The 11,756-nt window shown below is 62.8% G+C and carries 16 protein-coding genes and 1 pseudogene; 11 read left to right on the plus strand and 6 right to left on the minus strand.

Going from position 1 to position 11,756, the window contains the following annotated elements; all coding sequences use genetic code 11:
- Positions 1-75 precede the first annotated feature (75 nt).
- Positions 76-1,485, minus strand: coding sequence for a hypothetical protein (locus NKH29_RS13200; RefSeq protein ID WP_352481134.1), 1,410 nt, complete (start codon positions 1,483-1,485; stop codon positions 76-78).
- Between the two features lie 126 nt (positions 1,486-1,611).
- On the opposite strand from NKH29_RS13200, the gene ilvA reads away from it, so the two are divergent.
- Positions 1,612-2,868, plus strand: a complete 1,257-nt coding sequence (ilvA, locus tag NKH29_RS13205; protein WP_352999725.1) for a threonine ammonia-lyase IlvA — start codon at positions 1,612-1,614, stop codon at positions 2,866-2,868.
- Positions 2,865-3,437, plus strand: coding sequence for a DUF1697 domain-containing protein (locus NKH29_RS13210; RefSeq protein WP_352641165.1), 573 nt, complete (start codon positions 2,865-2,867; stop codon positions 3,435-3,437). Before ilvA ends, NKH29_RS13210 begins: the two co-directional genes overlap by 4 nt.
- An 8-nt stretch (positions 3,438-3,445) precedes the next feature.
- On the opposite strand, the gene NKH29_RS13215 is transcribed toward NKH29_RS13210, so the two are convergent.
- Positions 3,446-3,739 carry a DUF2218 domain-containing protein gene (locus NKH29_RS13215; RefSeq protein ID WP_352481132.1) on the minus strand — a complete coding sequence of 98 codons (294 nt, stop codon included), beginning with the start codon at positions 3,737-3,739 and terminating at the stop codon, positions 3,446-3,448.
- Positions 3,740-3,816: 77 nt separating this feature from the next.
- On the minus strand, positions 3,817-4,257 hold the full coding sequence (gene gloA / locus NKH29_RS13220; RefSeq protein ID WP_352481131.1) for a lactoylglutathione lyase: 441 nt from the start codon (positions 4,255-4,257) through the stop codon (positions 3,817-3,819).
- Between the two features lie 216 nt (positions 4,258-4,473).
- Between gloA and NKH29_RS13225 the strand changes: the two genes are divergently transcribed.
- The 5 genes from NKH29_RS13225 to NKH29_RS13245 all read left to right on the plus strand — a co-directional run bounded on the left by NKH29_RS13225 (position 4,474) and on the right by NKH29_RS13245 (position 7,515).
- Positions 4,474-5,070, plus strand: coding sequence for a cold-shock protein (locus NKH29_RS13225; protein WP_502895906.1), 597 nt, complete (start codon positions 4,474-4,476; stop codon positions 5,068-5,070).
- A gap of 19 nt (positions 5,071-5,089) precedes the next feature.
- Positions 5,090-5,653 (plus strand): DUF192 domain-containing protein, encoded by a 564-nt coding sequence (locus tag NKH29_RS13230; protein ID WP_352495841.1) that lies wholly within the window; start codon positions 5,090-5,092, stop codon positions 5,651-5,653.
- A 20-nt stretch (positions 5,654-5,673) separates the two neighbouring features.
- Positions 5,674-6,441: an alpha/beta fold hydrolase gene (locus tag NKH29_RS13235; protein WP_352481128.1), complete on the plus strand. Its 768-nt coding sequence runs from the start codon at positions 5,674-5,676 to the stop codon at positions 6,439-6,441.
- Between the two features lie 134 nt (positions 6,442-6,575).
- The gene (locus tag NKH29_RS13240) at positions 6,576-6,947 is read left to right on the plus strand and encodes a hypothetical protein (RefSeq protein WP_352495843.1); all 372 of its coding nucleotides are present in this window, start codon (positions 6,576-6,578) and stop codon (positions 6,945-6,947) included.
- A gap of 67 nt (positions 6,948-7,014) precedes the next feature.
- Complete coding sequence (locus tag NKH29_RS13245; protein WP_023717453.1) at positions 7,015-7,515, plus strand: GNAT family N-acetyltransferase; 501 nt, start codon at positions 7,015-7,017, stop codon at positions 7,513-7,515.
- On the opposite strand, the gene NKH29_RS13250 is transcribed toward NKH29_RS13245, so the two are convergent.
- Entirely contained in the window at positions 7,512-8,132 is a 621-nt protein-coding gene (locus NKH29_RS13250) for an HD domain-containing protein (RefSeq protein ID WP_352844939.1), read from the minus strand. The genes NKH29_RS13245 and NKH29_RS13250 overlap by 4 nt on opposite strands.
- A 161-nt stretch (positions 8,133-8,293) precedes the next feature.
- Here NKH29_RS13250 and cysE point away from each other — a divergent pair, with 161 nt between their 5' ends.
- Together cysE and NKH29_RS13260 are read left to right on the plus strand one after the other, a co-directional pair.
- Entirely contained in the window at positions 8,294-9,142 is an 849-nt protein-coding gene (gene cysE, locus NKH29_RS13255) for a serine O-acetyltransferase (protein ID WP_023717455.1), read from the plus strand.
- Positions 9,143-9,355: 213 nt separating this feature from the next.
- Positions 9,356-9,559, plus strand: coding sequence for a DUF3126 family protein (locus NKH29_RS13260; protein ID WP_023674799.1), 204 nt, complete (start codon positions 9,356-9,358; stop codon positions 9,557-9,559).
- Between the two features lie 223 nt (positions 9,560-9,782).
- On the opposite strand, the gene NKH29_RS13265 is transcribed toward NKH29_RS13260, so the two are convergent.
- A complete protein-coding gene (locus tag NKH29_RS13265; protein WP_352999732.1) occupies positions 9,783-10,070 on the minus strand; it encodes a GIY-YIG nuclease family protein in 288 nt (95 codons plus the stop codon).
- Between the two features lie 235 nt (positions 10,071-10,305).
- Positions 10,306-11,037 (minus strand): hypothetical protein, encoded by a 732-nt coding sequence (locus NKH29_RS13270; RefSeq protein WP_352641174.1) that lies wholly within the window; start codon positions 11,035-11,037, stop codon positions 10,306-10,308.
- A 116-nt stretch (positions 11,038-11,153) separates the two neighbouring features.
- Here NKH29_RS13270 and NKH29_RS13275 point away from each other — a divergent pair, with 116 nt between their 5' ends.
- The gene (locus tag NKH29_RS13275) at positions 11,154-11,498 is read left to right on the plus strand and encodes a DUF6949 family protein (RefSeq protein WP_352481124.1); all 345 of its coding nucleotides are present in this window, start codon (positions 11,154-11,156) and stop codon (positions 11,496-11,498) included.
- A gap of 18 nt (positions 11,499-11,516) precedes the next feature.
- Positions 11,517-11,756: pseudogene (locus NKH29_RS13280) on the plus strand (hypothetical protein); the annotation flags it as partial.

Raw genomic sequence — 11,756 nt, forward strand, 5'->3', positions numbered from 1 at the left:
AGGCCCATCCACCTCCGCCGCATCTCCCGGACAGCCGAAGTGCGGCGGAAGTAAGTCGCAGGCGCCGAAATGCGCTCAGCGCCGCTCGACTGCCATCGCACTGTTGCGCGAAAGCCAGAACGGCGGCAGGAAGGCCGGAATGTTGGAAAAGGGCAGCACTTCCGGCTTCAGCCTTATGCCGAGCACGTCGGTCATGAAGGCGCGGCGCGCCTCGATGCGGTGCCAGGCTTCGGGATAGCGCGCGGCGATCTCTTCGCGCAGCGCCTCGTCAGCCAGCGCGATGCCGTCCTCGATGTTGGTGGTGAAATAATCGGTGCCGGTCGCCGGGATGATGTCGACCTGCAAGGCCATGCCCGACTTCAATCTGATGTCGGAGCCGGAAAATACCGGCGAATGCATCCATTCGTCGATATGGATGAGATGGCCGGGATTGAGGGACACGCCAAAGAACGGAGCGCCGATGCGGTCGTGCACCGCTTGCCACAACGCGCCGCCGGGAACGCCGATGCCGACCGTCTCGTACCAGTCGACGACGGCACAGAAATAGGGCGCGACCAGCTTCTCGACATAGTCCTGGATGCCCCTTGGAAGCTCGGCCGCGTCCTCGACCAGAAAACCGGCGCGGGCGTTGAGCGAGCCCTGGATGCCGTAGGCCATGGTGATGGGGTCGCCGCGCTCGATGACGTCAAGACGCGGGCTCGGCAGGCCATAGGCCGCACGCCTGCCGGCCGACAGCATCGGATGACAGCATTGCGGCAGGCCGTTGATGCCCATCAGCCGCGCCGCCTGCAATTCGGTCATGCCGGGTTCGATGCCTTGCAGGACATTGCGCAGGCCTTGCGAGGAATAGGTCGCGGCGAATTCGAATGCGGCCAGCTGGTCGGCCTCGTTGATGGCGCGCAGGCCGTCGGCAGGGTTCATCAAAAGGTTCGCCGCGTTGACGATCACGCCCCCCGTTACGGCATTCTTGTCGCCGGCAAGGCTGCGCAAGGTGTCGGCGATGAACGACGGCAGGTCGAGCGTCGTTTCGCCAAAACCGGCATCGCCGGGGCCGAACGGCTTCCAGCCGATGGCGCCGATGCGCTGGCCGGCCTTCAGGCCGCAATCGACGAGGATGTCGGCCAGCGCTTGCGAGCGGTCGCGCGGCTGCGCCGGCAGCGAAAACGTCTGGTAGAGCACGCGCTCGTACGGCCCGTCGCAGATTTCGGCATAGCCCCAGCCCTCATTGCCGACCAGCAGTTTCGGCGACTTGCCGGGAACGATGACCAGCAGCGTCTCCTCGAAGCGCGGATCGTAGCCGCAGAGATAGGCGACATTGGCCGCATGTTCGCGGTCGCCATAGACGACCAATGCATCGAACCCGCCGCGCGCGACCAGTGCCGCGATGCGGGCCTCATAGGTGGCGCGCGTAACCAGCGGCATCACCGTCGGCTCGCCGAACTCCGGCAGCGACACGGTTTTCCGGGCCACCGATGCGACAGGCATGAACAGACGCTCCTAACGGCCAACGAGGTTTTGGGAACACCCTTTCGGGTGGCCGGACAATGGCTTCGCGAGGCCGGATATGCAATAGCGGGACCGAATTCGGCTAGCCTGTGGGGTGCTCTTGCCATGACCAGTTTCTCCTCTCGCGTCGCTGCCGCCGCTGCCGCGATCCGCGAGATCTTTCCGGAAACGCCGCTGCAGGAAAACGACTACCTGTCGAAGAAGACCGGCGCGCGGGTGCTGCTGAAGCGCGAGGACCTGACGCCGGTGCGCTCCTACAAGATCCGCGGCGCCTTCAACTTCTTCCGCAAGTCGCTCGCCGCCGGCAACAATGCCGAGCTGTTTGTCTGCGCTTCGGCCGGCAATCATGCGCAGGGCTTTGCCTTCGTCTGCCGTCATTTCGGCAAAAAGGGCGTCGTCTTCATGCCGGTGACGACGCCGCAGCAGAAGATCGACAAGACGCGGCTGTTCGGCGGCGAATTCGTCGAGATCAGGCTGGTCGGCGATTTCTTCGACGACTGCTATCGCGCCGCACTCGAATTCACCGAAACTGCCAGCGCACACATGGTGCCGCCTTTCGACCACAAGGACATCATCGAAGGGCAAGCGACCGTCGCCTATGAGATATCAGGCCAGATGCCCGGCGCACGCATGGCTGATATCGTCATGCTGCCGGTCGGCGGCGGTGGCCTGGCCGCCGGCGTCACCCATTATTTCGCCGACCAGCAGCGTGAAACACGCTTCGTCTTTTGCGAGCCGGCAGGCGCCCCGAGCCTGAGCGAGAGCCTCGCCGCCGGAAAGCGGGTAAAGCTCGCCAAGGTCGACAATTTCGTCGACGGCGCGGCGGTGGCCGAGATCGGCCGCGAGCCGCTGCGCCACCTCAGGGAGTTTGCCGCCGACGCAGTGCGGCTGATTCCGGAAAATCGGCTCTGCGCGACCATGATCGAAATGCTCAATGTCGAAGGCGTCGTGCTGGAGCCGGCCGGCGCGCTGGCGATCGACGCGCTGAAAGATTTTCCCAAAAAGGAAATCAGGGGCAAGACCATCGTTGCCGTCGTGTCCGGCGGCAATTTCGATTTCGAGCGGCTGCCGGATGTGAAGGAACGGGCGCTGCGCTTCGAGGGCTTGAAGAAATACTTCATCATCCGTTTTCCGCAGCGGCCCGGCGCGTTGCGCGATTTCCTCGAATTGCTTGGCCCCGACGACGACATCGCCCGCTTCGAATATCTGAAGAAATCGGCGCGCAATTTCGGTTCGGTGCTGATCGGCATCGAAACCAAGGACCGCCGCAATTTCGACCTGCTCAAGGCGAATTTCGACGCCGAGAGCGTCCACTATCAGGACATTACCGACAACGAGACGCTCGCCGGGTTCATCATATGAGCGGCAACGATCTTCCGAGCACTCAGGGAAAGGTTTTTGTCGCGCTGTTTTCCGGCATCAACGTCGGCGGCAATCGCATCGTCAAAATGGCAGAACTCAGGTCATTCTTCGAGGAGCTCGGTTTCTCAGATATCGCCACCTATGTGCAGAGCGGCAACGCCGTCTTCCGGTCGCCAGATGGCGATGCGGCGATGCTGACCAGGCGGTTGGAAGCGGAATTCGAAAAGAAATGGAGATTCCACTCGCGCATCATGGTGCGCGATCTCGGCTGGCTCGAGCGGCTGGCGGCGGAAAATCCCTATCCGGAAGTCGCGGGCGAGCCGACCAAGCTGCACGCCTATGCGCTGGAGCGCCAGCCGACCGCCGACGAGTTCGCCCGGCTGGCGGAAAAATGCACTGGGCCCGAACGCTTCGAGATCAAGGGCGACGTGCTTTACCTGCATGCGCCCGACGGGCTCGGCAAATCGGTCTTTGCCAATCTCATCCCGCGCGTTCTGAAGGTGCCCGGCACGGCGCGCAATTGGCGCACCGTGCTGATGCTGCTGGAGATGGCCAAGGCCGGCGGTTGATAGGTCGTCTACGCGGCCGGAGCGCGTTTCCAGTCGAATGCCAGCTCTTCGCGGAAGGCGAAGCGCTTGATGTGGTCGGCGACGACCGTTTCCAGGCGCTCGAGCGAGGCGGCCTCGTCGGTCGTCACCGCAATATGCAGCGCCGTCGGGTCGGCATCGAGAATAGTGCGGCCGAGCGTCAGATCGATGCTGCCGTGGTTCGGGTCGAATTCGACCGGGAATTTGTGCGCCCAATGTTTGCACAGCTGCTGCAGATAGCGGCTGGCATGTTCGGTGGCGACGTCGACATGGCTGGTCGGCATGAATGAATTCTCCTTGGGAATGCGGACGCGAAACCGAACCAGGGCCAGGCGACGTCCGCTCAAGATGGCGTGATCGGTTACCAGCTTCCGGTGTTCGGCATCGACGCCCAGGGCTCGGCCTTCGGCTTTGCCGGGCCTTTCTGCAACAGCTCGATCGAGATGCCGTCCGGCGATTTGACGAACGCCATGTTGCCGTCGCGCGGCGGCCGGTTGATGGTGACGCCATTGTCCATCAGCCGCTGGCAGGTGGCGTAGATGTCGTCGACCTCATAGGCGAGATGGCCGAAATTGCGGCCGCCCTTGTAGTCTTCCGGATCCCAATTGTAGGTCAGCTCGACCAGCGGCGCTTTCTCGCTGATGCCGCTTTGCTCGTCTTGGGGCGCGGCGAGGAAGATCAGCGTGTAGCGGCCCTGCTCGCTTTCGTGGCGGCGCACTTCCTTCAGGCCAAGCTTGTTGCAGTAGAAATCGAGCGAAGCATCGATGTCGGCGACGCGGACCATGGTATGCAGATAGCGCATGGATTTCCTCCGTATGTTGCGTTGCGGCGCAACATAGGGGCGGCCCGGCCAAAGGGCAATTGGCCACGCTTGCCGGCGCCGGCAAACGACAAATCCGCTATTCCTGTATGGAACCGTGAAAAAAGGCACGTCAGGTCTTGCACACACCGGAAGCCGCGGTGTTAATCTGGCGTCAAGAATCAGTTGCGGTGTTTCTTGAAAAAAGGGGGCGTTCTTATGGGGGAAAAGGCCTCTTTCATGGGGCGGGACGGGGCCGGTAGCGATGCGTTGAAGCGGGATGAGAGCGCCGATACGGCCGATCTCGTCGAAATCGCCGGCGCCATCAAATGGTTCGACGTGGCCAAGGGCTACGGTTTCATCCTTCCCGATGATGGTTCTTCGGGCGACATCCTCCTCCATGTGACATGCCTTCGAAAGGACGGTTTTCAGACCGCCCTGGAAGGCGCCCGCGTTGTCTGCCTGGTCAAGCAGGGCGAGCGCGGGCTGCAGGCTTTCCGCGTGCTCTCGATGGATGTCACCACGGCGGTGCATCCGGCAGAGCTGCAGGAGCAGCGCACCCATGTCGCGGTGACGCCGGAAAGCGGCCTCGAACGGGCGCTGGTGAAATGGTTCAACCGCACCAAGGGGTTCGGCTTTCTGACCCGGGGCGAGGGCACCGAGGACATTTTCGTCCACATGGAGACGCTGCGCCGCTACGGCATCACCGAACTCCGTCCGGGCCAGGTGGTGCTGGTCCGCTTCGGACGCGGCGACAAAGGCCTTATGGCTGCCGAAATTCACCCCGATATGGGTACCTTGCCGGTCTCGCATTAGTTCCGGCCGAGGATTTCACATGGCTCACAGGAACCGGCTGACGGCGGGCGCGCTCTGCGCCGGGATTTTCCTCATCGTCGCCACAAGCGCCTTCTTCTATTTTCAGCAACCGAGTTCGGCCGACGGCAAGGCGATGATCCTTCCGGTCGACCCGGCGCCGCTGGTCGCGGTGACGAAGGCCGGCGAGCGTTCTTTTTCCGTCGAAATCGCCGACACGCCCGCCGAGCGCGAGGCCGGCCTGATGTTCCGCCGCCACATGGCCGACAATCACGGAATGCTGTTCGTCTTCGGTGCGCCGCAGGATGTGAGTTTCTGGATGAAGAACACGCCGCTGCGGCTCGACCTGATCTTCGTCGGCCAGGACGGCCGGATCCGGGCGATCAAGCAAGGCGAGCCGCAGTCGGAGGCGATCATCTCGCCGGACGAACCGGTGCGCTTCGTGCTCGAGCTCAAGGCAGGAACCGCCGCCAAAAAGGGCATCAAGGACGGCGACCTGCTGCGCCATCCGGCCATCGGCACGGCGGCGGGGCCAGCCATGCCGCCGCCCGACAAGGGCGATGCGCCGAATGTCGATTCCGACTGAACGGGCAGGATCTTCGGCCGATGCAGTTCTTCTCCCATGACGGTTTCGAGCTTGCTTTCCTTGACCGCCAGCCAGCATCGGGGCAGGGCGATCCGGTGCTGATGATCCACGGCTTTGCGTCGAGCCACTACGTCAACTGGGTGTCGCCCGGCTGGTTCAAGACGCTGAACGATGCCGGCTACCGTGCGATCGCCTTCGACAATCGCGGCCATGGCTCGTCGTCGAAAAGCTATGACGAAGCAGACTACACGCCGGCAAAAATGGCGTCCGACGCGGCAGCGCTTTTGAACCATCTCGGCATCGAACGCGCCCATGTCATGGGTTATTCGATGGGCGCGCGCATATCGGCCTTCCTGGCGCTCTCCGAGCCGGACAAGGTGGCGACGCTGGTCTTCGGCGGTCTCGGCATCGGCATGGTCGACGGCGTCGGCGACTGGGATCCGATAGCCGACGCCCTCTTGGCCGAGGATCCCGCAGGCACCAGCGACCCGCGCGGCCGCTCGTTCCGCGCCTTCGCCGACCAGACCCGCAGCGATCGCCGGGCGCTCGCCGCCTGCATCGCCACGTCGCGCGAATTGCTGAGCGAGGCCGACATTGCCCGCATTGCCCAGCCGACCTTGATTGCGGTGGGAACCAAGGACGACATCGGCGGCTCGCCGGATGAACTCGCTGCCTTGATGCCGAACGCCAGGGCATTTCATATCGAAGGCCGCGACCACATGCTGGCGGTCGGCGACAAATCCTTCAAGCAGCGTGTGCTGGAGTTTTATGGGGAGCATCCGCTTTGATGGACGGCTCCCAAAGCGGCCATAGGGCCTGAAGCTGGGTTCTTAGCGGTTTTGCAACGATACAGCAGTAAATAAGCGCGACTTGTGGATCGGTTCAAACCCGCCACGCGCTGAACGAGGGCAGGGGGGGTACGATGGCACAATGGGGAAGAAGCGACGCCGCTTTGCCGGGCGTCGTTGCGAAAAGCAGGTTCGGCGAATGGTCCGTTGTTCTAGCGGTGGCCGCATTGGCGACAGGGGCGATTGCGATCACCGCGTTGATAGCAATGCCGAGCGACGCCTCCCCACTGCTCCAGAACAGTGCGACGGGCTTCTTCGCTGCGGTATTTTTTATGGCCGGCCCTTTGGCACATCTTATCGGCGTGGTCTTCGGCTTGATGGCCGTGGGGCGCCCAGACGACAATCGTGTGCTCGGCCTGGCTGGCATCGTGGTCAATGGCGCGTCGCTTGCGGCCGGGGGGTTCATGCTGTGGGCAATGGCATCGACTTTTGGCGCATTCACCTGATCTCGACAAGCCTCCGGCAGGCAAGCGACCGACGCGACCCCTCAGCTTCAAATCTGCGCGAGTTGCCATGGTCGATCTTGTCGTCACCTATCTGGAGATGACCGAGCCGCCGTCCGGCGGCGGCTTTGCCGCACCCGCACCGGGCGCGGCGGTGATGCGCGAAACGCTTGGCGTCGCTGATTACATCAGCCTCTACCGCGCCGTTGGCGAGCCTGTGCAATGGGATCAGCGGCTGCGCATGCCCTTGGGCGACCTTGAGCGCCTTCTCGCCAGCCCGTCGACGCATATCCATGTCCTGCGCGTCGACGGCGAAGCAGCCGGCCTATGCGAATTCACGGGCGTCGGCGAGCCGGTTGTCGAATTGGCCCATTTCGGGGTCGTTCCGGCTCTTCAGGGCCGCAAGCTTGGGCCGTACCTGCTCGACCGGGCGCTGCGCGCCGTCTGGTCGCATGAACCCGAAAGGGTTTGGCTCCACACCGATACCCACGATCATCCGGGCGCGCGATCTGTCTACGGGCGAGCCGGTTTCAAGGCCTATGCGCAGCGCATGGAGACGTTTCCGGATTAGGATTTGTCTGAGCTGAGGTTATCGCCAAGCGCCCTGAGCGAGCGCGCCATGTTTTGCCGGGCCTGGGTTTCGAAGCGCCGGCGGAATTCCTCGCTATGGAAGATATGCGGACGCGCGAGGAAGCCCTTTAGGACAGCGGCACGGCCGGCCCGCCACATCGGCTCATCGACCCACTGATATTCGCGGCGAACCGCCTGTTCGTAAGCGTCGAACACGTCAGGCGCAGCACCCAGGATCGCCAGGTCCATGTCGAGGAACAGCGCCGCGTCACGAACGGAATGCTGGTCGCCAAGGGACGGCAATTCGTGGCCGGCGGTGGCAGTGATCATCGCCGCGATGCGACGGATGCGTTGTGCATCGGCGCGGCCGGCGAGCTTTGTCTCGGCAAGTGCGGCACTCCTCGCCTCATTGTCCTTGGCGCGGCCGTCGTAGATCGCGTCGTGGAACCAGATCGCCGCTTCGACTGCTTCAGGATCATGCAGCAATGCCTTGTAATCGTTGGCTAGCGCCAGCATCGCCTCGATGTGGCCAAGGTCGTGGTAGTGGCGATCCGCGGCGTCATACAGCGCGGAAAGCTCGCGCTTCAGGGTCTCGTCCATCAAGGTTGCGTTTTCCATGGCTGCTTGAAATTCCGCCAACCAAATCCATTTGACGAAGCACTAAGGAAAATTGAGTTCACCCGTGCTATGATCTGGCTTATAGGTGCGGCCGGAGAATAGGCAAGCCGCCAAGCCGAGACATTGGATGGCCTGAGACATTGGATGGCCGGAGACATCAGATGAACAGCGTTACGATTTCCCGTCCCACCAGGGTGCAGCCGGTAGATCCGATCTGGCGTTCGATCCGCGATGAAGCAATGGAAGCGGTCAACCGCGATCCGCTGCTGGCGGCGTTCCTCTATTCGACCATCCTCAATCAGGAAAACCTGGAAGAAGCGGTTATCCACCGGTTGGCCGAGCGCCTCGCTCACCAGGACATCGGCTCCGACCTCATCCGCCAGACATTCAAGGCGATGGCGGCCGACGACAAGGACTGGTCGACGACGGTGCGCGTCGACATCCAGGCCTATTACGACCGCGATCCGGCCTGCGACCGCTTCATCATGCCGGTGCTCTACTTCAAGGGTTTTCATGCCATCCAGACGCACCGGCTGGCGCATTGGCTGTGGAACCAGGGCCGCCAGGATTTCGCGCTGTATTTGCAGAGCCGATCGTCCTCGGTGTTCCAGACCGACATCAATCCGGCCGCCCGCATCGGCAAGGGCATCTTCCTCGACCACGCCACCGGCCTCGTCGTCGGCCAGACGGCGGTGATCGAGGACGACGTGTCGATCCTGCACGGCGTCACGCTGGGCGGCACCGGCAAGGCCGGCGGCGACCGTCATCCCAAGATCCGCTATGGCGTGCTGATTGGCGCCGGCGCCAAGATCCTCGGCAACATCGAGATCGGCCATTGCTCCAAGATCGCGGCCGGCTCGGTGGTGCTGTCGCCGGTGCCGCACAACAAGACGGTTGCCGGCGTGCCGGCCCGCGTCGTCGGCGAGACCGGCTGCGACCAGCCTTCGCGGCAGATGGACCAGCTGTTGCCGTCGCAGACGATGGACCACGTCGTCAGCTTCGACATCTGAGCGCTCGAGCAGGGGGCTGAATTCCTGCCCTCTATGCCGGCTTGCCTTTACATGGCCATTGTCGACGTGCCAGAAGCGCGCTCACCAATGCATGTCGCCCAATAGTGCCCAGCTGTTTTGGGATAGCGACATGCATGAAGCAAGATTTAAAGCGCGTCGCATCGATCTCTTCAGACGCGACGCACTTGAGCAAGCGACGATCGGAGAAGACTGTTGAAGCCGGACGAAATCAGAAAGCTGGACGCCTATTTCAAACGCACCTTCCAGAACCCCAAACTCGAAGTGAAGGCGCGGCCGCGCAAGGAAGATTCGGCCGAGGTCTATGTCGGCGACGAGTTCCTCGGCATCGTCTTCAAGGACGAGGACGACGGCGACTATAATTTCTCGATGGCGATCCTCGACATCGATCTGGCCTGAGCCGCGAGTTTGGTGCTGGCCGGACCTGCTTGTTGCAGGCGGGACCGCCTGACGGCGGAGCGCAGACGTCGGAGACTGGCTGGAGCATCCCTCCCTTCGTCATCCCAGGGCGGAGCAAGGAGCGAAGCGACGCGGCGCAGACCCTGGGATCCATGCCGTTAGCTCGCGGCAGTGCTCCACTCTGACCAGAATCGAATGCTTCTTGGCACCGGCTGGGCGTCCTCTACCAACCAGTCCCGCGAAACAGTTCGAACCACTCTGGATTGGTCTTCTCGATCAGCTCGATCTTCCACCGGCGTGGCCAGCGCTTCAGCGACTTCTCGCGCTGGATGGCGTCGCGAATGTCGAAATGTTCCTCGTACCAGACCAGACGCTGTACGCCGTAGCGGCTGGTGCAGCGCGAGCCTTCGCCAGATTTGTGCTCCGGCATGCGGCGGCCGAGGTCGTTGGTGACACCGATGTAGATCGTGCCGCGCTTCTGGCTTGCAGTCATGTAGGCATAGCCCGTCATGGCTGAAGGGTAGTAGGCATTGTTGCGGATGCAAGCACCGTTCTGAGCCGCTGCATTCTTCGACTGGCGTAACGGCATGGATCCTAGGGTCTCCGCGACGTCGCTTCGCTCCTGCTCCGCCCTAGGATGACGAAGGCGTGGTGGGCCTACAGCCAATCGCAAACCCTGGAGATTGGTAGCCCGATTGGCGGGGCTCCAGCCCACAGCCCTTCAGGGTCGGTCGAAGGATCAAGCCCTACCGCCCTGTCTTCAGCACGCGCGCTGCCTCGCCAGAAATCGCCGCGTCGAGCGCCTGCCAGTCGCCCAGGAATTCCCGGGGGAAGCGGTAGGTAAGGCTGAGATTGTCGCCGACCAGGATGTCGCGTTCGCAGGGCGCCAGCGATTCGTCCGCGCTCGGGCCGCTCAGGCAGCGGGCAACGAACGGATCCTTGCCGGGGCGGTTTGCGACCGCCAGCACTTCGTTGAGATAGCCTGATTTTTCGCTGAAAGCGTAAAGTGTGGTGCCGCCAGGGCCGGGCGTACCCGGCTTGGCGATCAGCGCGCTGTAGATCGGCGCAAAGCGGCCGCTCATGTCGCGCGACATCATCTGCGGCTCGAACGACAGGAAAATGATGTCCTTGCTGGGTCCGGTGTGGTTGAAGTCGTTGCGGGCAACCTCGCTGTAGCCGTCCAGCTCGGGATAGCGCAAATAGAGGTCGAGCCGCGAGGCGATGCCGTCGCGCCGGGCCTGGGCAAAGCGAATGACATTGGCCGGCACGGCGATGATGTTGTTGCCGATGACGACCTTGTGGACCGTGGTGTCGTCGGTGTACCCGGCCATGGCGATCGAGCGGCCGAACCATTTGCCGCCAAGGCTGATCGCCACCGAAAGCAGCGCCAGCGTCGCGAACGCATAAAACACCCGCTTCATCAGCGTCGAATCGACGACGCTGAGTTGCGGGCCCTCTGTGGCGGCTGCCTGCTTCATCGCGATCCTCGTTGCCGTCCCATCGGTGTGCCTGAACGGCACACTCGGCGCGGCACGGCTCTTGCTACGCAGCTTTGCAGGCGACTGTGCGATTTCATGGTAAACGGAGGGTAAAGATGAGCCCGGTCGAACAAATCATATTCAGTTTTATGGCTGGGCTGACGGCTTGCGGCCTGGCCGGATCGGCGATGGAACTGGTCGCCGGCCGCAAGCTTGCCTTCGTCCAGCCCTATGTATCGTCGAAGCACATGCTGCGCTCGCTCGCCGCGACGGCTTGCGCCGGGCCGCTGATGTTCGTCAACGAGGCGCTGGACGCCTGGCGCGAGCGTCGCATCTCGGTGCTGGGGCTGATCTCCTGCGGCTGTACGGCGACCGTCTGGGCGCTGGCGCTGGGCATGGTGGTGATCGCCATTGCGTCGTGGGCGGCTTCGCTTCTAGGGTCTGGCACCTTGTCGGTGTGAGACAATCTGGAGACAGCGATGCCGATCTACGCGATTGACGGAAAAGCGCCCACCTTCGAGGACGCCGACAGCAACTGGATCGCGCCCGACGCCACGCTGATCGGCAATATCAGGATCGGCCGCAACGCCGGCTTCTGGTTCGGCGTGGGAGCCCCCCGCCCCCCACCCCCCCAAATCAAAAGCCCCCCCCCCCAACATCAAGCGCCAAACAAAAATCACAACTGGAATATAAAAAAAAAAAGCAAGCGCCCCAAAAAA

Origin of the sequence: Mesorhizobium sp. M1295 (genome assembly GCF_040318135.1) — a bacterium.
Taxonomy (GTDB): Bacteria; Pseudomonadota; Alphaproteobacteria; order Rhizobiales; family Rhizobiaceae; genus Mesorhizobium.

Excerpts from the sequence above, each read along its gene's own strand:
- NKH29_RS13265 (WP_352999732.1), bottom strand. The coding sequence starts at position 10,070 with ATGACGGGCTATGCCTACATGACTGCAAGCCAGAAGCGCGGCACGATC.
- gloA (WP_352481131.1), bottom strand. The coding sequence starts at position 4,257 with ATGCGCTATCTGCATACCATGGTCCGCGTCGCCGACATCGATGCTTCG.
- NKH29_RS13275 (WP_352481124.1), top strand. The coding sequence starts at position 11,154 with ATGAGCCCGGTCGAACAAATCATATTCAGTTTTATGGCTGGGCTGACG.
- NKH29_RS13270 (WP_352641174.1), bottom strand. The coding sequence starts at position 11,037 with ATGAAGCAGGCAGCCGCCACAGAGGGCCCGCAACTCAGCGTCGTCGAT.
- ilvA (WP_352999725.1), top strand. The coding sequence starts at position 1,612 with ATGACCAGTTTCTCCTCTCGCGTCGCTGCCGCCGCTGCCGCGATCCGC.
- NKH29_RS13240 (WP_352495843.1), top strand. The coding sequence starts at position 6,576 with ATGGCACAATGGGGAAGAAGCGACGCCGCTTTGCCGGGCGTCGTTGCG.
- NKH29_RS13210 (WP_352641165.1), top strand. The coding sequence starts at position 2,865 with ATGAGCGGCAACGATCTTCCGAGCACTCAGGGAAAGGTTTTTGTCGCG.
- NKH29_RS13245 (WP_023717453.1), top strand. The coding sequence starts at position 7,015 with ATGGTCGATCTTGTCGTCACCTATCTGGAGATGACCGAGCCGCCGTCC.
- NKH29_RS13215 (WP_352481132.1), bottom strand. The coding sequence starts at position 3,739 with ATGCCGACCAGCCATGTCGACGTCGCCACCGAACATGCCAGCCGCTAT.
- cysE (WP_023717455.1), top strand. The coding sequence starts at position 8,294 with ATGAACAGCGTTACGATTTCCCGTCCCACCAGGGTGCAGCCGGTAGAT.
- NKH29_RS13235 (WP_352481128.1), top strand. The coding sequence starts at position 5,674 with ATGCAGTTCTTCTCCCATGACGGTTTCGAGCTTGCTTTCCTTGACCGC.
- NKH29_RS13230 (WP_352495841.1), top strand. The coding sequence starts at position 5,090 with ATGGCTCACAGGAACCGGCTGACGGCGGGCGCGCTCTGCGCCGGGATT.
- NKH29_RS13225 (WP_502895906.1), top strand. The coding sequence starts at position 4,474 with ATGGGGGAAAAGGCCTCTTTCATGGGGCGGGACGGGGCCGGTAGCGAT.
- NKH29_RS13200 (WP_352481134.1), bottom strand. The coding sequence starts at position 1,485 with ATGCCTGTCGCATCGGTGGCCCGGAAAACCGTGTCGCTGCCGGAGTTC.
- NKH29_RS13250 (WP_352844939.1), bottom strand. The coding sequence starts at position 8,132 with ATGGAAAACGCAACCTTGATGGACGAGACCCTGAAGCGCGAGCTTTCC.